Annotated in this window: 21 protein-coding genes; 7 read left to right on the top strand and 14 right to left on the bottom strand. The window is 44.6% G+C overall.

The annotated features are described in order from the left end of the window. Window positions 1–78 precede the first annotated feature (78 nt). The 3 genes from DN53_RS13150 to murI all read left to right on the top strand — a co-directional run bounded on the left by DN53_RS13150 (window position 79) and on the right by murI (window position 2340). Window positions 79–912: an OmpH/Skp family outer membrane protein gene (locus DN53_RS13150; protein ID WP_129654826.1), complete on the top strand. Its 834-nt coding sequence runs from the start codon at window positions 79–81 to the stop codon at window positions 910–912. 43 nt (window positions 913–955) lie between these two features. Further along, window positions 956–1465: an OmpH/Skp family outer membrane protein gene (locus DN53_RS13145; RefSeq protein ID WP_129654824.1), complete on the top strand. Its 510-nt coding sequence runs from the start codon at window positions 956–958 to the stop codon at window positions 1463–1465. Window positions 1466–1560: 95 nt separating this feature from the next. Further along, window positions 1561–2340 (top strand): glutamate racemase, encoded by a 780-nt coding sequence (gene murI / locus DN53_RS13140; protein ID WP_129654822.1) that lies wholly within the window; start codon window positions 1561–1563, stop codon window positions 2338–2340. Window positions 2341–2343: 3 nt separating this feature from the next. On the opposite strand, the gene DN53_RS13135 is transcribed toward murI, so the two are convergent. Beyond that, the gene (locus DN53_RS13135) at window positions 2344–2835 is read right to left on the bottom strand and encodes a dihydrofolate reductase (RefSeq protein ID WP_129654820.1); all 492 of its coding nucleotides are present in this window, start codon (window positions 2833–2835) and stop codon (window positions 2344–2346) included. Then, on the bottom strand, window positions 2832–3224 hold the full coding sequence (locus DN53_RS13130; protein ID WP_129654818.1) for a 2TM domain-containing protein: 393 nt from the start codon (window positions 3222–3224) through the stop codon (window positions 2832–2834). The genes DN53_RS13135 and DN53_RS13130 overlap by 4 nt, the downstream gene beginning before the upstream one ends. Before the next feature lie 54 nt (window positions 3225–3278). On the opposite strand from DN53_RS13130, the gene DN53_RS13125 reads away from it, so the two are divergent. Continuing rightward, window positions 3279–4358, top strand: coding sequence for an aminotransferase class V-fold PLP-dependent enzyme (locus DN53_RS13125; protein ID WP_129654816.1), 1080 nt, complete (start codon window positions 3279–3281; stop codon window positions 4356–4358). A gap of 156 nt (window positions 4359–4514) precedes the next feature. Next, the gene (locus DN53_RS13120; protein WP_129654814.1) at window positions 4515–4811 is read left to right on the top strand and encodes an isoamylase early set domain-containing protein; all 297 of its coding nucleotides are present in this window, start codon (window positions 4515–4517) and stop codon (window positions 4809–4811) included. Window positions 4812–5001: 190 nt separating this feature from the next. Here DN53_RS13120 and DN53_RS13115 read toward each other — a convergent pair whose 3' ends face one another. Together DN53_RS13115 and DN53_RS13110 are read right to left on the bottom strand one after the other, a co-directional pair. Next, window positions 5002–6495, bottom strand: coding sequence for a sensor histidine kinase (locus DN53_RS13115; RefSeq protein ID WP_129654812.1), 1494 nt, complete (start codon window positions 6493–6495; stop codon window positions 5002–5004). Between the two features lie 10 nt (window positions 6496–6505). After that, window positions 6506–7219 carry a response regulator transcription factor gene (locus tag DN53_RS13110; protein ID WP_129654811.1) on the bottom strand — a complete coding sequence of 238 codons (714 nt, stop codon included), beginning with the start codon at window positions 7217–7219 and terminating at the stop codon, window positions 6506–6508. A gap of 226 nt (window positions 7220–7445) precedes the next feature. Here DN53_RS13110 and DN53_RS13105 point away from each other — a divergent pair, with 226 nt between their 5' ends. Beyond that, window positions 7446–9029, top strand: coding sequence for a spondin domain-containing protein (locus tag DN53_RS13105; RefSeq protein WP_129654809.1), 1584 nt, complete (start codon window positions 7446–7448; stop codon window positions 9027–9029). A 100-nt stretch (window positions 9030–9129) separates the two neighbouring features. Here the strand turns inward: DN53_RS13105 and DN53_RS13100 are convergent, their stop codons facing one another. The 3 genes from DN53_RS13100 to DN53_RS13090 all read right to left on the bottom strand — a co-directional run bounded on the left by DN53_RS13100 (window position 9130) and on the right by DN53_RS13090 (window position 10753). Continuing rightward, window positions 9130–9999 carry a polysaccharide deacetylase family protein gene (locus DN53_RS13100; RefSeq protein WP_129654807.1) on the bottom strand — a complete coding sequence of 290 codons (870 nt, stop codon included), beginning with the start codon at window positions 9997–9999 and terminating at the stop codon, window positions 9130–9132. Window positions 10000–10139: 140 nt separating this feature from the next. Then, entirely contained in the window at window positions 10140–10412 is a 273-nt protein-coding gene (locus tag DN53_RS13095) for a DUF4242 domain-containing protein (protein ID WP_129654805.1), read from the bottom strand. A 116-nt stretch (window positions 10413–10528) separates the two neighbouring features. After that, complete coding sequence (locus tag DN53_RS13090; protein WP_242502142.1) at window positions 10529–10753, bottom strand: helix-turn-helix domain-containing protein; 225 nt, start codon at window positions 10751–10753, stop codon at window positions 10529–10531. Window positions 10754–10900: 147 nt separating this feature from the next. Here DN53_RS13090 and DN53_RS13085 point away from each other — a divergent pair, with 147 nt between their 5' ends. Then, entirely contained in the window at window positions 10901–11071 is a 171-nt protein-coding gene (locus DN53_RS13085) for a hypothetical protein (RefSeq protein ID WP_242502141.1), read from the top strand. A gap of 49 nt (window positions 11072–11120) precedes the next feature. Here the strand turns inward: DN53_RS13085 and DN53_RS13080 are convergent, their stop codons facing one another. The 7 genes from DN53_RS13080 to DN53_RS13050 all read right to left on the bottom strand — a co-directional run bounded on the left by DN53_RS13080 (window position 11121) and on the right by DN53_RS13050 (window position 18333). Next, entirely contained in the window at window positions 11121–11891 is a 771-nt protein-coding gene (locus tag DN53_RS13080; protein ID WP_129654801.1) for an HNH endonuclease, read from the bottom strand. 363 nt (window positions 11892–12254) lie between these two features. Beyond that, window positions 12255–13148 carry a cation diffusion facilitator family transporter gene (locus DN53_RS13075; RefSeq protein WP_129654799.1) on the bottom strand — a complete coding sequence of 298 codons (894 nt, stop codon included), beginning with the start codon at window positions 13146–13148 and terminating at the stop codon, window positions 12255–12257. Window positions 13149–13171: 23 nt separating this feature from the next. Beyond that, complete coding sequence (locus DN53_RS13070) at window positions 13172–13843, bottom strand: hypothetical protein (RefSeq protein WP_129654797.1); 672 nt, start codon at window positions 13841–13843, stop codon at window positions 13172–13174. 58 nt (window positions 13844–13901) lie between these two features. After that, on the bottom strand, window positions 13902–15332 hold the full coding sequence (locus DN53_RS13065) for a sulfatase (protein ID WP_242502140.1): 1431 nt from the start codon (window positions 15330–15332) through the stop codon (window positions 13902–13904). Window positions 15333–15434: 102 nt separating this feature from the next. Continuing rightward, entirely contained in the window at window positions 15435–15788 is a 354-nt protein-coding gene (locus DN53_RS13060) for an iron chaperone (protein WP_129654793.1), read from the bottom strand. 4 nt (window positions 15789–15792) lie between these two features. Further along, a complete protein-coding gene (locus tag DN53_RS13055; protein ID WP_129654791.1) occupies window positions 15793–16851 on the bottom strand; it encodes an endonuclease/exonuclease/phosphatase family protein in 1059 nt (352 codons plus the stop codon). A gap of 99 nt (window positions 16852–16950) precedes the next feature. After that, window positions 16951–18333: a S41 family peptidase gene (locus tag DN53_RS13050; protein WP_129654789.1), complete on the bottom strand. Its 1383-nt coding sequence runs from the start codon at window positions 18331–18333 to the stop codon at window positions 16951–16953. Window positions 18334–18339: the final 6 nt, after the last annotated feature.

Raw genomic sequence — 18339 nt, 5'->3', positions numbered from 1 at the left:
TGATTTTATAAATAGCTTGTTTTGAATTAATTAGTTATTTTGGCACGATATTTTCTATGTAAAAAAGCGGAAACAAAGATGAATACCAAAGTTCTTTTGTCATTAATCGTTTTGATGACTTCCTTTTACGGCTTTTCACAGCGGGGAGTTCGCATAGGATATGTGGATATGGAATATATCCTCGAGAATGTGGAGGAATACCGGGAAGCTACCACCCAATTGGAGGCTAAGGCACAAAAATGGAAGCAGGAGATTGAGCTCAAACAGAGTGTTGTTGAGCAGATGAAGAAAGATTTAATGGCGGAAAAGGTCCTTTTAACGGATGAACTCATTGCCGAGCGCGAAGAGGAAATCCAGATTTTGGAAAAGGAAATGTTGGATTACCAACAAGACCGTTTTGGACCCCAAGGGGATTTGGTCTTGCAAAAGCAGTTGTTGATACAGCCCATTCAAGACCAGGTTTTCAATGAGGTCCAGAAAATCGGAGGCAATAAAAGATACGATTTTATTTTTGATAAATCGGCAGATGTTGTAATGTTGTACTCCGAAAAAAGGCACGATATCAGTGACTTGGTCCTACGGGAGATAGGTCGAACAAGAAAAGTGAGCGCCTCCAACAAGAAACAGGAAGAAAGGAACAGGTTGGAGAAGTTCATGGAGGAGGAAGAAGCCGATGATAATATAAGCGATGCCCTTAGGGAACGTCAAGAACAGGCAGAAGAGAATCGGGATGCCAAGGCCCAGGCCGCCGAGGATAGAAGGACCGAACAGTTGAAGCTGAGAGAGGAACGCAAGAAAGCCTACGAGGCCAGAAGACAAAAATTATTGGAAGAGCGCGAAGCCAAACGCCAGGCCAAATTGGATGAGCGGAAAAAAGTGCAGGAACAAGAAAAGGATTCAATACAACAATAATATTGAAACACTTAATTTAACATCAAAATAGTAACTTAGAACCATGAAAAATGTAAAAAGAATTGCGGTAGCCCTAGTTTTGTTTGTAGCGGCTACGGGTTTTGTAAATGCGCAGAGCAAGGTTGCCCACATCAATGTGCAACAATTGTTGTCTGAAATGCCGGAGATGCAGGCTGCGCAAGCTGAGTTGAAGAAATTACAGGAAACCTACAGGGCAGATATACAAAGCTCCATGAAAGAGCTTCAAAATAAGTTGACCCAATACCAAAACGAGGCTACCTCTAAAACCAATGAGGAAAACGAACAAAGAGCTCTAGAACTTCAAGGTTTCGAGAAAAATATCCAAGAAGCCGAACAAACTGCCATGCAGGAATTGCAGAAGAAGCAACAAGAACTGTTCGCCCCCATTTCCGATAAGGCCAAAGCGGCCATAGAAAAAGTTGCCGCTGCTCAAGGCTTTGACTATGTTATCGATGCCAGCCCAGGATTGAGCTTGATCGTGGCCAAAGGAAAAGACCTTTTGCCTACCGTTAAGCAGGAATTGGGATTCTAAGAAATACATTGTCCGAAGAATAAGGATAGACCGCTTTTCCCAAAAGGTAAAGCGGTTTTTTTATGTCAAAACCATAACAGTGGTTATTTTTAAGCATGCAAAGACCTATAGGTATTTTTGACTCAGGGGTTGGGGGCACCTCCATTTGGAGGGAAATCAAAAAGATGCTTCCCAACGAACACACTCTCTATTTGGCGGACAGTGCCAATGCGCCCTATGGCGAAAGGTCAAAAGAGGAGATTACCCAATTGAGCGTCAAGAATACCGAGTTTTTATTGCAGCACGATTGCAAGATCATTGTAGTGGCCTGTAATACCGCCACTACCAATGCCATTGATCATCTACGGGCCACCTATGAAGTTCCATTTATTGGTATAGAACCCGCTATAAAACCCGCTGCACTCCATACCAAGACCAAAAAAGTGGGGGTTTTGGCCACCAAGGGCACGCTGTCCAGCAGTTTGTTCCACAATACCTCAAAACTGTTTGCGGAAGGGATTACCGTACTGGAGCAAGAAGGTAAGGGGCTAGTGGAACTTATAGAGGCTGGTCAGTTAAACTCACCTGCCATGCAGGAGCTTCTTAAAAAATATGTGGGCCCCATGCTGGAACAAAATATAGACTGTCTGGTGCTGGGCTGTACCCACTATCCGTATCTGATACCCTTGTTGAAGGAAATGCTTCCCAACCATATCACAATCATTGATTCCGGCGAAGCCGTAGCAAGACAGACCAAGGCGGTCCTGGAAAAAAGCAACCTGCTACAGCGTACCGAAAGTGCTCCACGGCACATACTGTATTCCAACAAGGAAACGGAAGTACTCCAAAAGTTGGTCAATGACCCCGGTGCCCAAGTGGCCTATCTGGATTTTTAACGCTTATTTCTTGGAATAGGTGAGGTAGGTAAAGGCGTATTGGTGCCTATCATCCTTTGGATGATGCTCTTCTTGGACCAAGCTCCAATATTTTTCATCGATTTCAGGAAAAAAAGTATCGGCCTCAAAAGTATCGTGTACCCGAGAGAGCTCTATATCCGTGGCAACGGCCATGGACTGTTTATAGATTTCTCCACCCCCAATGATAAAGGCAGTTTCATGGTCGCCCACCAGGTCAATGGCCTGTTCAAGCGAATGCACCACCGTACAGGGAAACTTTGGGGTGTAGTTGGTATCGCGGGTAATGGCGATGTGCTCCCGGTTGGGCAGGGCCTTGGGGAAGCTCTCCAAGGTCTTTCGGCCCATAATGATCTTATGCCCCGTGGTAAGGGCCTTAAAACGCTTAAAATCGTCTGGTAGGTGCCACACCAAATCATTGTCCTTGCCCAAAGCATTGTTTTCGGCGGCCGCGGCTATAATGATGAGTCGCTTCACAGATCTTTTTTTTTATTGATGTTGGAGAGGGGAAAATCCGTCTCGATTTCCTTTTGGATTTCGGAAATGCGTTTTTTTTGGAGTTCCACCAGCCGCTCCCGCTGTCTGCGTTCCCAATCCTGTCCCATGAACCTGTGGGTCACAAAAACATTGAAGGTGTGCAGCACCAGCAAAAACGCCCAGAACAGGATGGCCCAAACGAACCAATCATACGCCTCCCCGTATTTAAGGATCTTGTTGATCAAGATCAAAAACACGCAGCCGATCAAAAAAATGACAAAGTGGGAGAACAACCGTTTCTTCTGTTTGATGCGTTTCTGCGCATACTCCAAAAGCTCGTGCTGCTCCACATCTATCGGCGACTTTTTCTTTTTACCAAAGGACAACATGGAATGGCTATCTTTAGCAACAAAGATAACGTAATTGTATCCAAAACCTCAGTCATGCAAAGCCTAAGAAAAAAATTCCCCGTGCTCAACCAATGCCTCTATGCCAATACGGCCGCAACAGGATTGTTAAGTGAAGATCTAATGGAATGGCGCCAGGGGCACGACCTGGACTACCTGATCGGCGGGAGCGATATGAAGGCGAAGAGTTTTGAGCGTATGCCCCAGATCAAGGACACGGTGGGGAAGTTCTTCCAGTGCAAGCCCGAAAATGTGGCCTTGGTGCCCAACTTCAGTCTGGGACTCAACATGCTTTTGGAAGGTCTGCCCAAAGACCAACGGGTATTGCTCTTGAACAATGATTATCCTTCCCTCAACTGGCCGTTCGAGACCCGGAACTTTCCCAGGGAGTACGTGGAAATCGATGAATTGATGGAAGAACATATCCTTGAAAAAGTAAAAACAGGAAAATTTGATGTCCTGGCCCTGAGTCTCGTGCAATGGGTCAACGGCATCAAGATTGACCTTGATTTTCTGAAACAACTTAAAAAAGATCATCCCGATCTTTTGATCATAGCGGACGGCACCCAATTCTGTGGAACCCATGACTTTAGTTTTAAGGATTCCGGGATAGATGTGCTGTTGGCCAGTGCCTACAAATGGTTGTTGGCCGGCTATGGCAATGGCTTTGTATTGGTCAAGGATGGGGCAAAAGACCGATTTGATTTAAAAACCATAGGCAACGGTTCCGTGGACCGGGACGCCTCCAAACGGGAGAACATTCCCTTTGGGAAGTATTTGGAGCCCGGGCATTTGGATTCCTTCAATTTTGGGAGCCTGCAGTTTTCGTTGGATTTTTTGGACAACATCGGCATGCAGCATATAGAGTCCCACTTGGACAAACTTTCCCAAAAAGCGAAGACAGAATTTATGGAACTGGGCCTCTTGGAAGAAGCTGTGGCAAAACGGCAGGGGCATAGCACCATTTTTAACATCAAGGGGGATGAACGACTTTTCAACAAGCTTAGCAAGGAAGAAGTGGTCTGTGCCCTGCGGGGGAATGGTATCCGACTGAGTTTTCACTTTTACAACACTTTGGAGGAAGTCGAGGCCATTGCAAAATTGCTGAAGAACTAAAGCCCGGAATTTCTTTTTGAGAAAATCCATCCACCGATTTTACCAAAAGTGATCTTATGGTTAGGCAGATTTTATCAATATGATAAATCGATGGTAACTTATTGTAAATAAGCGGTTTTATGTATTGCTTTGTCCTGTATTTTAATTTTTGGTACCATGGCAATAAAGAAACAATACCTAAAGAGCAAGCCAGTATGCAAGGTTACTTTTTCAGTACCTGCAGAGGAGGCAGAGAAGGTTGCGGTAGTGGGCGATTTCAACAATTGGAACGCCAAGGGCAGCACACTGAAGAAATTGAAGAACGGGATCTTCAAGGGAACGTTTGATCTTCCTACGGAGAACGCTTACGAGTTTAGATACATTATAGACGGCGCTTATACCAATGATGAAGAGGCCGATCGTTTCCAATGGAACGATTACGCCGGAACAGAGAACGCCGTTCTGGAAGTATAACCCATCATGATCACCATGGGGGCGCCCCAACCCCCTTGGTGGTTTTTCTTTTCTTGCGGAGTAGTACTGGGAGAATATTCAAGCTTTGTAATTCACCTAGTTGTTTAAAAATGAAGTTCCATATTTAGTGGGGGCTTCGCTACACGAATCTTATACTACATAGATTTCAATATCCACCTAGGATTTTGGCTTAGTTCATTACGTGAACGGGAAGGCTAAAACTAAAGGAAGTCCCTTCATTGGGTTGGCTCAACACCTTGATATGACTATCATGTATCTCCATGATTTTTTTTACAATGGCCAGGCCAAGACCCACCCCTTCTTTTTCTTGCCCCATCTTGGTTTGGCGGTATCGTTCAAAGATCAGTGCTTGGTTTTCCTTGGCAATACCAGGTCCCGAATCTTGGATGGTGACCTGTACATACTTGTTTAGGGTTTCAATCTTTACAACAACTGTACCTCCATGAGGGGTAAATTTTAAGGCATTGTCCATAAGGTTTTGAATGGCCCGCTCCACCAACGATATATCTGCAAAGACCAAAGGGATATTATCGGCCATGGACAGTTTTAGGTCAATATTCTTTTGTTTGGCAAACAACGAATAATTTCTGTGGATGTCATTGGCCAATTCACTGATGAGAAACGGTTCTTTTTTGGGTTGTATTTGATTGGCTTCCAATTTGGAGTACTCAAAAAGCTGTGAGATTAGTTTGGATAGTTTTTCACTACTCTTGGATATGGTCTTCAGATACTCTTCCCTTTCCTCGGGGGATAGTTTTTGGCCTTTCATATGCAGGGTCTCAATGTATCCTTGGATTATGGATAATGGTGTCCGTAGGTCATGGGAGATATTGGCAATAAGTTCCCGTCGTAGCTCTTCCACGGACTTTATCTTTTCAATATCGGCCAAAATCGTGTCCGCCATGCTATTGAAAGTACTGGCCACATTGGCCAAATCGGTCTTTTCCGCATTCGCTATACGATATTTTAAATCGCCCTGCTGGAAACGTTTTGCAGCATAAATGATTTTTCTGAGACTCCGGGTAAGGTGCCAAATGGCCAGAACTCCCAAAAGGGTTGCAAAGATCAGGGTAAGTAGTGATCCCCCTAATCCCAATCGCATAAAATAGCTGTTGAAGAGGTCGCTTCGGGTGGCCAGAAAATCTTCACCTGCCAAAATAATATAGATGTACCCTTCATGCCCTTCCTTTTGGAAGTGCGCCGCTGAAAAAATGGTCTGCTTGCTCAAATCCTTGGGGTCATCCCCTAAAATATAATGGGAACCTTGTTCGGCAATAAATTGCTTTATCGGAGCAAGATGTATCTTTTTTTCTTTGGTTTCAGGGGCGTCATGGTTCAGGACAACGGAGTATTGCACATGCCCTTCATTGTCCAACAAATAGACCTCAATGGCGCGGTTAACGGCCATCATGTCGTGCATAATGTCCCCAAAAAGGGCTTTGTTCACCGTTCCCGTTGAATCAAAAGGATGGGTGTCCTTGAATTTTTCATCAATAAGGTCTTGGGCCAGATTGGCATGCAAACGCTGTGTGGTCTCGTTAAAATATTTGTTGGAGAGGTAAAAGGAAATCAAAGTATACCCAACCCCGGCAAGTACTAAAATTGCCATAAAGGAGAGCATGAGCTTTAAGATGAATCTGGTGGAAAGGATATTGTTTTTCATGATAGGTCGGTTAGGTATTCATGAGCTCTTCATTGAATTTGTACCCTACGCCCCAAGTGGTCAAGATAAACTTTGGATTGCCCATATCGGGTTCTATTTTAGAGCGCAAGCGGTTAATGTGCGAGTTCACGGTATGTTCGTACCCATGAAAATCGTAGCCCCAGATCATGTTCAATAATTTACTGCGATCGTAGCTTTTGCCGGGATTGGAGGATAGGAGTACCAAAAGTTCAAATTCCTTGGGCGATAACTCTATCTTTTTGCCATCCAAGATTACTTTTCGCAATTCAATGTCTATGGACAAACGGTCAAAATGCATCAATTTTGCATCTTTTTCGGAGGATGGCTCCGTTAGGTCCATTTTCTGTCTCCTGAAAATGGCCTTCACGCGGGCAATAAACTCACGGACGCTGAAAGGTTTGGTGAGGTAATCATCGGCGCCCACTTCCAATCCCAAGACCTTGTCAATTTCTTCGGAACGTGCGGTGAGCATCATTATGGGCGAGGTGATATTATTGGCCCGAATCTTTTGACAGATTTCAATACCATCCATTTCCGGAAGCATTACATCCAAGATAATAAGGTCTGGATGTTCCTCAATGGCCTTTTTGAGACCCAGATTTCCCCGGGTCGCCGATGAGACTTGGCAACCTAGATCTTTAAGGTGTATCTCCAAAAGATGGATGATTTCCACATCGTCCTCAACTATCAACACGTTTTTCATGGTAACGCTAATTAAATGGCAAAGTATCACAGAAAGTTCACCGTTTTCTAAACATTCCGAACGGTGTGTCCCTTAAAAAGTCTGTTTTTTGGCCCAATCTTTACAAAACCACTCTTTTTTTATTGTAATAATTTGAAAATCAATACATAAACAATTTTGAATTTTATGTGAGACTTCTGCAACATCTGTGCGGTTCATTTGTGCCATAACCTTAAAAACAGCAATAATGAACAACTTAAAATTTGCATTGATGTTAATGTGCATAGGTGTCTTGGTGGTTTCATGTAGCAATGATGACTCCGAGGTAGTGGAACCTATTGTACTTGACGCGGGAACACTTTCCGGCGGACCTTTTACATTCACTGTTGACGGAACCCCCGACATGGTCAGCGGGATTACCTTGGATGTCAGCGGACTGGTGGGCAGTAACAGTGGTTTTGTGATCACGGACGATTCCGATATGATTTTGGGACTTCCCTCAACATTGGAAGCCCTGGAAGGAGTAGATTTTGATGGAGCCGGAGTGGGCGTATGCTTTATTTACCATGTAGTCTATGAAGATGGATTGCAAGGACTGGAAGCTGGTATGAGCCTTAACGACCTTACTGGGGAGTACGATCTTTCCAATAGTATTATGGTGACCCGGGGCGCCAACCCAAGCGCCAGTTTTACGGTGACCATTGAAAATGTGATTGCTCCCAAAGCGTATTTCAGTACTGGGGCCACAGCGGGAATCCCTCCGGGAGAGTCTGTGGAATACAGTTTTAATGCAGGGATTGGTCACTATTTGAATTTCGCCACCATGTTGGGGCAATCCAACGACCTGTTCTTTGCGCCTTACGAGAACGGAATCCAACTGTATGATGAAGATGGTGTTGCCAAAACGGGAGACGTAACCTATCTGGTTGCCTTGTGGGATGCCGGTACCGAGGTAAACGAAGAGCCCGGGGTTGGACCCAACCAAGCCCCGAGACAACCCGAACCCAATACCGGGATGGACGAAAACGGAACCGTGGAATTGATTGAAAACATATCCGATGGGTTTACCTACCCCGAGGTGGACAGTATGATCAAGGTGGAACTTTCCCATGACGGAGGTACCGAATTTACCTTGACCATTCACAATATTTCCAATGAGTGCAGTTTGGTTTCGCCTTTTGCTCCTGGTGCCTGGGTGGTGCATGGAGCCGACAAAGCGCCATTCTTTGAAGAAGGGACGGCGGCTTCCGAAGGTCTGGAGCGAATGGCCGAGGACGGTAACAACGCGATTGCCGTTATGGAATTGGATGAAAACAGTGGATATGTGTCCCCGTTCGCACCTGGGGCTTACGGTATAAACAACCCTGTTTTTGAAGAAGGCATGGCTTCTACCGAGGCTTTTGAGGCCTTGGCGGAGGATGCAAACCCTTCTGGATATGAAAATATTTTCAATACGCCGGTGGGGGCAGCAGGGCCTGGGCCGATATTCCCCGGGGATTCCTTCAGCTTTGAGTTCACTGCCGAAAACGGCGACATGCTTTCATTTGCCTCCATGTTGGGACAGTCCAATGATTGGGTAGTGGGTACCGAAGGCATTGCCCTGTTTGAAAATGGGACCCCAATCTCTGGCGACATCACCTTGGAACTCAGTATTTATGATTCTGGGACCGAAGTGGACCAATATCCGGGAGCTGGGGCGGACCAAGCCCCACGACAAAGCGGACCTGATACCGGTGCTGAAGAAAATGGTCTGGTGGCCGAGGAAACCGAGATAGCGGACAATGTTCCCTCCATTGAACACTTGGTACGAGTGACCATCACCGTCAATTAAATTGCTATGTGAAAGGGAATGTCACATGTAGGTTGACCGGTTGGTCGGAGCGCCCAAACAAAGTTTGGGCGTTCTTTGTTATAATGGTGAAGCTAAAATGTCAATGGCGCGCCAAAAGGCTGTTGATCTCTCCCCAAGTGATCAATTTGATACCGTTTTCTTCAATTTTTGATTTTACCGCCTCACTGGTAAAGGTTTCAAAATCAATCTGTCGCCATGCCGAACCGAAATTCGGATGGTTTATGGTGATGCCCTGCATCTCGCGGTCATCAAAAGCGGTATGGATCAAGATCACGTTGAGACCTTCTGCCAAATTATCCAAGATGTCCATGTACTGATTGCCCAATTGTCCTTTTTCAAAATGGTCATAGGAACCCAAATGCACTTGGTCCACCAGAAAATCACCTTCCTGAATGATGGTATCGGGGTCCAAACCTACCATAGTAAGGAGCTGTGCATTGATTTGTACGGGGAGATCATATTTTTTGCCAAGCTCCCGGTACACTTCAAAAAATGCGGGGTCCGAACCCACACTGTACATATGGGAATCTATATGGGTGGGCCGTAATCCATAAGACAAAGCCTTTTCGATCTGGGCGGAAAGCTCTTTGGCCACTTCGGTGGCAGACGCCTGTTTTTTAAGAACGTCCCTCTTTTTGGGGAAATGTCCGTTTTCATCCACCAAACTGGGAACCTCATGGACGGGCAGTACGGGGCCAAACTTGTAATTTTCCCATTCACAGGTCAGGGTAAGGTGCACGCCATGGTCAAACTGGGGGTGTGTTTGGGCAAAAAGCGCCATTTCATGGAACCACGGGCAGGGCACCATGATACTATAGGAATTTACGGATCCGGTGGAAAGGGCCTGTATGGTGGCCTGGTTTTCGGAATGGGACAATCCGGCATCGTCTGCATGGATGATCAACAGTTTGGTCCCTTTTGGGAAACCAAGCGTCTGGGCTGTGTTCATATGGGCAAAGGAAATTGTAAAGGTCCATTATCTGGAGAGATAAAGGTACTGAATTTTGAAATTGGGGTAGGCCAAAACCAAAAGAAGCCTGCCATGTGCCCCTGTGGGCCATGGTCTTTGGTTGCGGAATGGGCCTTGGCCTACTCGGCGGTGGTGGGGTCTATGATGGCGGCCACCTCGCTCACCGAATTTACAGGAAACCCGCCCTGCTTGGCATGTTCCCGTACCATGTCCTTGTTGGGGGCTATGTACACGCAATAGACCTTGTCCCCGGTGACATAGCTCTGTATCCATTGGATCTCTGGCCCCATGTTCCTGAGAACACCACAGGAAGTCTGCGATATTCCCTTGAGCTGCTCGGCGGATAAATTACCGGCATCCGGTATTTCCCGCTCAATGACATACTTTGGCATGTTGTTGAATTTAGTTCCTACTCGTTTGGCTTTTGGGTTACGCCCCGTTTTTGTGTGGTTGCTGGACTCCACTTAAAGATAAGGAATATATGGCTTCTTGAGGGAGAGTATGGGGCTTACTTTTTAAAGTTGAAAAGCTCCTTAAGATCAATATCAAGTGCAAGTGCAATGGTGTACAGCGTGTAGGTGTTGGCTGAAACTTTATGGTTTTCGATGAGTTCTATGTGTTGCTTATCCCTTCCACACAATCTGCCTAACTCAGCTTGCGAAATGTTCTTTTGCTTTCTGAGTTGTCTGATTCGATTCCCGATTTTTATGGATAATTCTTGCTTTGTCAACATCAAATATGAACTAACAAAACAAATTTGGATAGATTAAAATGAAAGAGGGTCATAATAAATTATGACTTTTTGAATTTAATAAGTATATTGAAGTCATATTTTATTATGACGATGAAAAATCCAAATAAAAATAAGAGAGAGAAAAAATTGTCTGAAATTATTAAAGATGGCTACGGTACCCCGGCCCAATTGGCCGACATCTTGGACCTTGGGGTGGTGATGCTGTTCTATCTGGAAGAGGACACCTTTTCCCGAAGGGAAGTACAAAGTGTGGTGGAAGCCCTAAAAGGAATTGAGGGGTGGTTGAGGGAGGGGTAAGTTTTACAAATCCTCGCTCATTTGCGCTATAGGGGTTCCAATTCTATCCTTAAGACTGAAATCTATTTTCATTATGGTATTTTAAGAACTCAATATCAGGCAGAAATTTGGATGGCAAAAAAATATCTTTGTTCTCATATTGAAAAAAGTATTTTTCAAGTGAATCTGATTTTTTGCTTTTTAAAAGCACATTTGAAATTTTAATTTTATAATCAGGAGTAATCGTGATTAGTCCATTTTCAAAAGCTTTATCGTGTAAAGCATTAATTGCAATGCCATTTCTTGGATTTAATCTATTTTCTTCGTCTTGACTCCAAGGTTTGATATGTCCAGCTACTAATAATTCACTTTGGGTTATTCCTGTAATACAACAAGTGCTATTGTATGAAGCTAAAATTGAGCTTCTAAAAAACGATTGATTGACTCTGATTTTTACGACTCTTTCCCTCTCTTTCCCTTTTGGCAAACTTTTAATGTCAATGTGATTTAACTCTTCGATAGATTTGTTCTCAAATTTTGATAATAATTTTTCACTCTCAAAAGGAAGCTCTTTCCAGTTGTTATAAAATTCATCCCAAATTATCTTGTCGAGCTTACTAGAATTAGAAGCGCCTTTAATCCCTCTGGCTTGTAAACTTGGGTCAAGGCTTGCGAAGTTTACTAATTTATATGCTACAGAATTTGGTGTCCTTCCAATCAATTTGGCCAAGTGAATAACTTGGGGATTGGTTCGATGTAACCTTCCAAAGGGTAGTTTGCAATAAAGATTTATTGCTAAAATTAATTCATCTCGTGTCCATAATTTTTGCCCTTTCTTCATTAGTAATCAGTTTGTGTGATAAACTCATTTAGACAATTTTCAGATAGGCATTTATGGATTTGAGTTTGCTCAATTGTATGAGATAAATCTAAAGTAATTTCTGTTCTGTTTCCGCAAACAGGGCAAGTTATTGGTTGGTCATTATATGATATAACTTCTTTATAATCAATCATGTCATATTATGCATAATTTGTAATAGGGATAGAAGTGGCGATTTTTTCGGATATAGGAATACTTTATGCTCATTTTACAGTTTTCAATATGCAAAATATAAGCTTTTGTTTCTATTTTATAGGTTTATTTCTTAGCAATTTTGTCAACTTTCACTTCTTCCCAAGGAACCCCAACGGGTAGCTTTATCGGTCATGGTTTCGGTTCCGTATGGTGCGGGGTATCCGGTTCTATATGGATCAAAACGTGGCCCAAATTGGGGATTTCGCTACGTAAATGATCTTTAAGATGGTGAGATATGTCGTGCCCTTCCTTCACCGAAATGTCCCCATCCACTATGGCGTGTAGGTCCACATGGTACTTCATGCCCGCTTTTCGGATAAAACATTTTTCCGTCCCTACCACTCCCTTCACCTTAATGGATTCTTCCCGGATCTCCTCCAACAGGTCATCGTACAAATGTTCGTCCATGATTTCCCCCAGTGCTGGTCTAAAGATCAAATAGCTGTTGTAGAGGATAAAGGTGGAGGCCAACAAAGCGGCCCAATCGTCCGCCGTTTCATATCCTTTTCCGAACACCAAGGCTATGGTGATTCCAATAAATGCCATGATAGAGGTAATGGCGTCGCTGCGGTGGTGCCAGGCATCTGCCCTGAGCGAGGAACTGTGGGTCTCCTTACTTTTTTTGATGACGATCCTGAACGAGATTTCCTTCCAAAGGATAATGCAGCCCAACACGATCAGGGTCCATGGTTTGGGCACTTTGTGGGGCGTTCTAATGTTTTGGATGCTTTCATACGCGATTACCGTGGCCGAAGTGACCAAGAAGGCCACTACCAAAAAAGTAATCAGGGGTTCAATTTTTCCATGGCCGTACGGATGGTTCTCATCGGCGGGCCTCTTGGCATATTTTAAACCGAACAGGACCAATAGCGAGGAAAAAATATCGGTGGTGGACTCAATGGCATCGGCAATAAGGGCGTACGAATTCCCAAAGAACCCGGCAAGGCCTTTGATCAAGGCCAAACTGGCATTTCCAATAATACTGAAATACGTGGTCCGAATTGCGCTTTGTTCGCTATCCATTTTTGGTGTTCGGGTGCATCATCCTATTGCTTGTCGTCTGCCAAGGGCGAGATCATAATGTGGGCCCTGTGCGTTCCCGGGTTCATGATCCAAGGGTGGTTGGATCCCACGGGATTTTCGGGAAGTCCTGTGGATTCGGCCGTGGCAAAGGGTAGATACACCACGTAGCGGTATTTTGCACCCTCCACTTTATGCGTTTCGGGGTCGTAGCGCTCATTGGGGCCGTAATAAATGTGCAGGGTGGCCCCAGCTATGCCCATATCCAGTTTTCCGGATTTGGCCTCTTCTTCCCGAATATCGAAAATTTCGGTACCGGTCTTTCCTTCGGCCCTAAGTTCCCGGCCCCTGGCCATAAAAGGTTCCAGACTCTTGTGGTAACAGGCGGCATTGAAGCCTGATTTTTTTGGATCGTCCGCCAGGACGATGAATTCGTTGTTCCCTTCCTTATACGTCACCAGTTCCCCTTCGTTGTTGTAGCCGATGACCTTGCATCCAGCGCGACTTGCCTCCGGGGCGGCCATCAAAGAGGTGGCGATCAGGGCTTCTTCGGTATCAATGGCAACGAAATGGGTGGCGGTGCTGTCCGTTGCCATTTCTTTTGCGGGGGACTCCTCTGCGGTGTCCTTGTTCTTGTTTGAGGTATTGCAGGACATCAAGGCTCCTGTCAGGGCCAATACGGTGATGATATGTTTCATTTTCTACGATTTTAAGGATTGCTGCTCGGTCGGTTTAAGATACCACAAAATTTGCAGATTATTTGGAGTAGTCAATTCCCAAGTCGTTGGTACGGACCTCCTTCAGTTTGTCCTTTAGTTTTTGCTGAAAATCGGCCACCACATCGGCGTATTTGGAATCGTAGGCGAGGTTGGTGTATTGCTTTGGGTCGTTTTCCATGTCGAAAAGTTCCATGCCCGATGCGGCATCTTCATCGTATTGGATATAGGCCCATTTGTCGGTCCGCAACAAAAAGGTTTTTCCGCCTTGCGAAACACTGAAGGCCATATCCCTGACTTTTTCAGTGGGGTCCTCCAATAGTTTTTCCAGATTTTTCCCCTGTAGATGCTCGGAATACTCCACTCCGGCCAATGAGGCAATGGTGGGGTATAGGTCAATGAGTTCAACAAACGAATTGCAAACCGCAGGTTTTTGACCGGGCACTTTTATGATCAACGGTATTCTGGCTGATTCTTCGTGCAGGCTCACCTTCATCCAAAAATCGTGTTCCCCCAAATGGAATCCATGGTCAGAAGCGAATATAACGATGGTATTATCTTCCAACCCTTCCTCTTCCAAGGTTTTCAGCACTTTCCCTACCTGCTCATCCATAAAAGATACGGAAGCATAATAAGCGGCAACAGCCTTTTGTTGTTGTTCAAGACTCATTTGTCCATTTACACTGGTCACGTAATTGATGCCCCTTTTGGGGATGTCGTCCCAGTCATTTTCCACTTTTTTGGGCAAAACGATATCGGCATAGGGGTAGGGGTCAAAATGGGATTTTGGGGCCACAAAGGGAACATGGGGGCGCACCATTCCCACGGCGAGGAAGAATTTTTCATTCTTGTGTTGGCGAATCAGCTCACTGGCCTTTTGGGCTGTTTTTCCATCGGCATGGACCAAATCGTCCCCATCCGCCTTGACAATGGTCATGACATTGCCTCCTTTTCGTTCTATGGTCCCATCAGGGTTGCCCTGTACGAGTTCGGCCTCTCCCTTGGTTTGCCATTCCGGGGCCTGACTGTTGTATTTTTCATTCCACGAAGCGGGGTCGTCCTTGCCATCGCTGCCCTGTTCAATATCGATGGGAACACCCATATGGAAAATCTTGCTCACCCGGGCCGTGTAATACCCATTGTCCTTGAAAGACTGCGACCATGTTTTTCGTTCCTCACCAATGTTTTCACGACCGCTCACATATCCGTAGGTGGTGGTGGCATTGGGATAGTATCCACTCATGAAAGAGGCCCGTGAGGGGCCACACACTGGATATTGGCAATAAGCTTTGGTAAATCGGGTTCCTTCCGATGCCAGTTTGTCGATATTGGGCGTATGTACGGCCTTGTTTCCATAGGATGATACGGCTGTTGCGGTAAGATCGTCGGAAATGATGAAAAGTACATTATAGTCCTGCTCCTGTGAATAGGACAACAGATGTAGACCCGTACAAAGGATTAAACTTAACAATGAACTTCTTTTATAAAATGGCATTGGTATGATTTTCTGTGGTTGATTTTATATTTAAATGTATCGTATTGCTCCAAATTGGATTAAGCGTGTGAGCTTGTTTTATAGTGTGTTTTCAGATACCCTGAACCGTACAATTTCGGCAATTAAATCCAAAGGTATGGGTTGGTCCAACGGAAACTGAACGGAGCCCTTGCCTTGTTTGTATTGGGACAGTTGGGACTCGAATGCACTATGCCCTGTTGGAGTGGCATAGAAGCCGATATGCTTTGCATATCCGGCGAAATACACCAAGGGTTTTTTGTGGAGTTTGTAGGCAGGCATGCCATACGCAATACCTTCAATGGCATCGGGGGCATTTTTTTGGATGACTGTGCGAATCTGGTTGAGCTTTTTCTGAATTTCCAAGGGAAACTCGGCGATATACCCATCCACATCTATTGGTTTTTTGTCCATTTTTCTAGTTTTCTTCCTGAGCGGCTTCCTTGCCTTCCACAATAATGGAAATCACTTCCTGTTTTACTTCGGGTTCCATAGTTTTTACGGTTTTATGCCCTGTATCGGTAATGGTAAATGTAGCAAATAGTGGCAAATGGTCGGAGCCAATGGCGGGCAAGGTCTTTATTTGGTGAACTTTCATGTCTCTGGAGTGGAACAATAGGTCTATGGGGAAACGGAACAGTTTGGGTTTTACCGGGAAGGTGCTGTAGAATCCCTTTCCCAAACGGGCATCCTTTAACTTGGAGACCTTTGAGAAGAGTTTAGAGCTTTTGGACCAGCACACATTGTTGAAATCGCCCGAAACCAAGGTAGGCATCTTTTTATCATGGACTTTCCGGGCCACCATCATGAGTTCGGCATCTTTCTGCTTGGAGGTAGGCTTTTCGGTAGGGCTCGGAGGTGGCGGATGGATGCCCCAAAAGGTGAAATCGGTACCGTTTTTGTCCACCAAAGAGGCTTCAATGGAAGGGTGCTCATCGGAAATCAGGTAATGGCCTTGACAGGATTTCACCTTGAGTCTGGAGTACAAATGCATGCCATACCGATTCTCTTTGGGCATTTTGTGTGAAAAGGTGAAGTCATCTTCAATTTCTGAAAGTGCTTTTTCCCATTCCAAGTTGCTTTCCATGGTAAGCAAGATGTCCGGCTGAATTTGTTTGACCAAACCAATCAGTTTTTGATGATCGGCATTTTTTTGAAGCACATTGACACTGATCAGGGTAATGGCTTTTTCTGGAACGCCTTTGGACTGCTTTCGAAATGGCAGATAGGGCCAGATGATAAAAAGTTGGTATGCGATTGCCATTAAAAGCAAGACTTGGGTGAGTGTACCCAGAAATAGGGAGCCACTACTGAAGAACAAACCGGTTATGAACAGCACCACCAGTAATGCCAAGAGTTGCAGTCGTACAAAATCAAAAATGCGGAAGAACCAATGCTTGAAATCCAAAAAGGGCAAGAAACTCACCAAGGCGCACAAAATTGACAATGTGTTCAGTGCAATATGCCAAGTATCCATTCGCAAATTTTATTGATTTTTCCTTTTTAAATAGGAGGTGATGGGACCAACGGTAAGTTACCACTAAATTTTAAATGGGGAAGCCGTTTTTCGGTTGGATTATTCCGTTCTGAGATGTTTGAACAAACCATCCAGAATTTCATCATCCTCATCCAGCAAATGATCTTTAATAAAGATGTCCGGTATTACACCCTCCTCTTGGGTGCTGCCGTTCACACGGACAATTTTTCCTTTGGATACACTGACGGAAATCCCGGTGTGGGGGAGCTGGTATTGGAACTGGGAGGCATATAGGGAGGGATAATCGCCTGTTTCTTCCCCAACTAGGGTGCCAAATCCGTAGTCTTGTATTTGTGCCGCAGTAACCGCCGATTGGGAGTGCGATTGCCGGTTGATCAAGACATAGACCTTGCCTTTATAACGTTTGGCGATAGGTTGCTGAGGGTAATCGTCAAAATGATAGTCATAAACCTCACCATCCTTATGGTCCAGTATTTGTTTCCAATAAACCGCAGTGGTATCGTTGTTTTGTCGAACCTGTTCTTTTAAAAAAGCACTTGTTTTTAGGGTGAAACTCGAATGCCATTGAAAGGGTCTGTCGGCAATATAGGACACTAAATAATCGCTGAAAGCATTGTCGCCACCGCCATTGTTCCGTAAGTCTATGATGAGGTTTTCACTCTTTTTTGAATGTATTTCAGCAAAGGAAGAATCAATGAATTGTTTGAACTTGGGTTCGTCCCCAGAAAAATTTCCCGGATTCAGATAAGCGGTCTGTCCTTTGAACCATAATGTCATGGTGGCGTTCAGTACCTCATTGCGTTTCATTTCGTACCCATTTATGAGGTCCACGGCCTTTAGGGAATACGTTGTGTTTTTGCCTTTTGATTGAATTTCAACCTCAAACTGATCATGCCGTCCAAAGACTTGCCAATAGAGCCTTGGAAAGGAATACAGTTCTATTTTGGCATTCTTGAAATAGGGTCGCTCCGCCGAAATTTGGGGGTATATCTTGGAGAGAATCTCTGCCATCGACATTCCATTGATACGTAAAATCTTGTCCCCAACTTTTATGCTGTCGTTATCCGACCAATTTTTTCTGATGAGGGGAATATTGTATTCAAAGGCAATTTCCAAAGGAAAAAGGGTGCCGCCCGCATAGGCATAGGCACCATAGGATTGACCGGGGAAACCAATTTCGGTATGTCCATTGTTTACGACAGAGATTAATTGTTGTAAGATGGTGGTAGTTTCCAATAAGTCCAATGAATCCTTTTGGACCCCTTCCTTTATTTGGAGATACCTTGCATTGAACTCTTGTTCCGTGATATAGGCATATAAGTTATAATGAGCTTCTTCCAAGGATTCTTGTAGTGTCTTTAGGTCTTCCAACACTTCTTTTTTTGAAAACTTTGGACGTAATTGTCCAAAAAAGAGGTATGGAACCAGCAAGAAAAGAAGGGTCAAGTACTTTGATTTCATTTGTTT

The sequence above is a fragment of the Flagellimonas olearia genome, from assembly GCF_004150225.1.
Classification (GTDB): domain Bacteria; phylum Bacteroidota; class Bacteroidia; order Flavobacteriales; family Flavobacteriaceae; genus Flagellimonas; species Flagellimonas olearia.
Note: the sequence above shows the minus strand (reverse complement) of the source record. Positions and strands in the feature narration are given on the sequence as shown.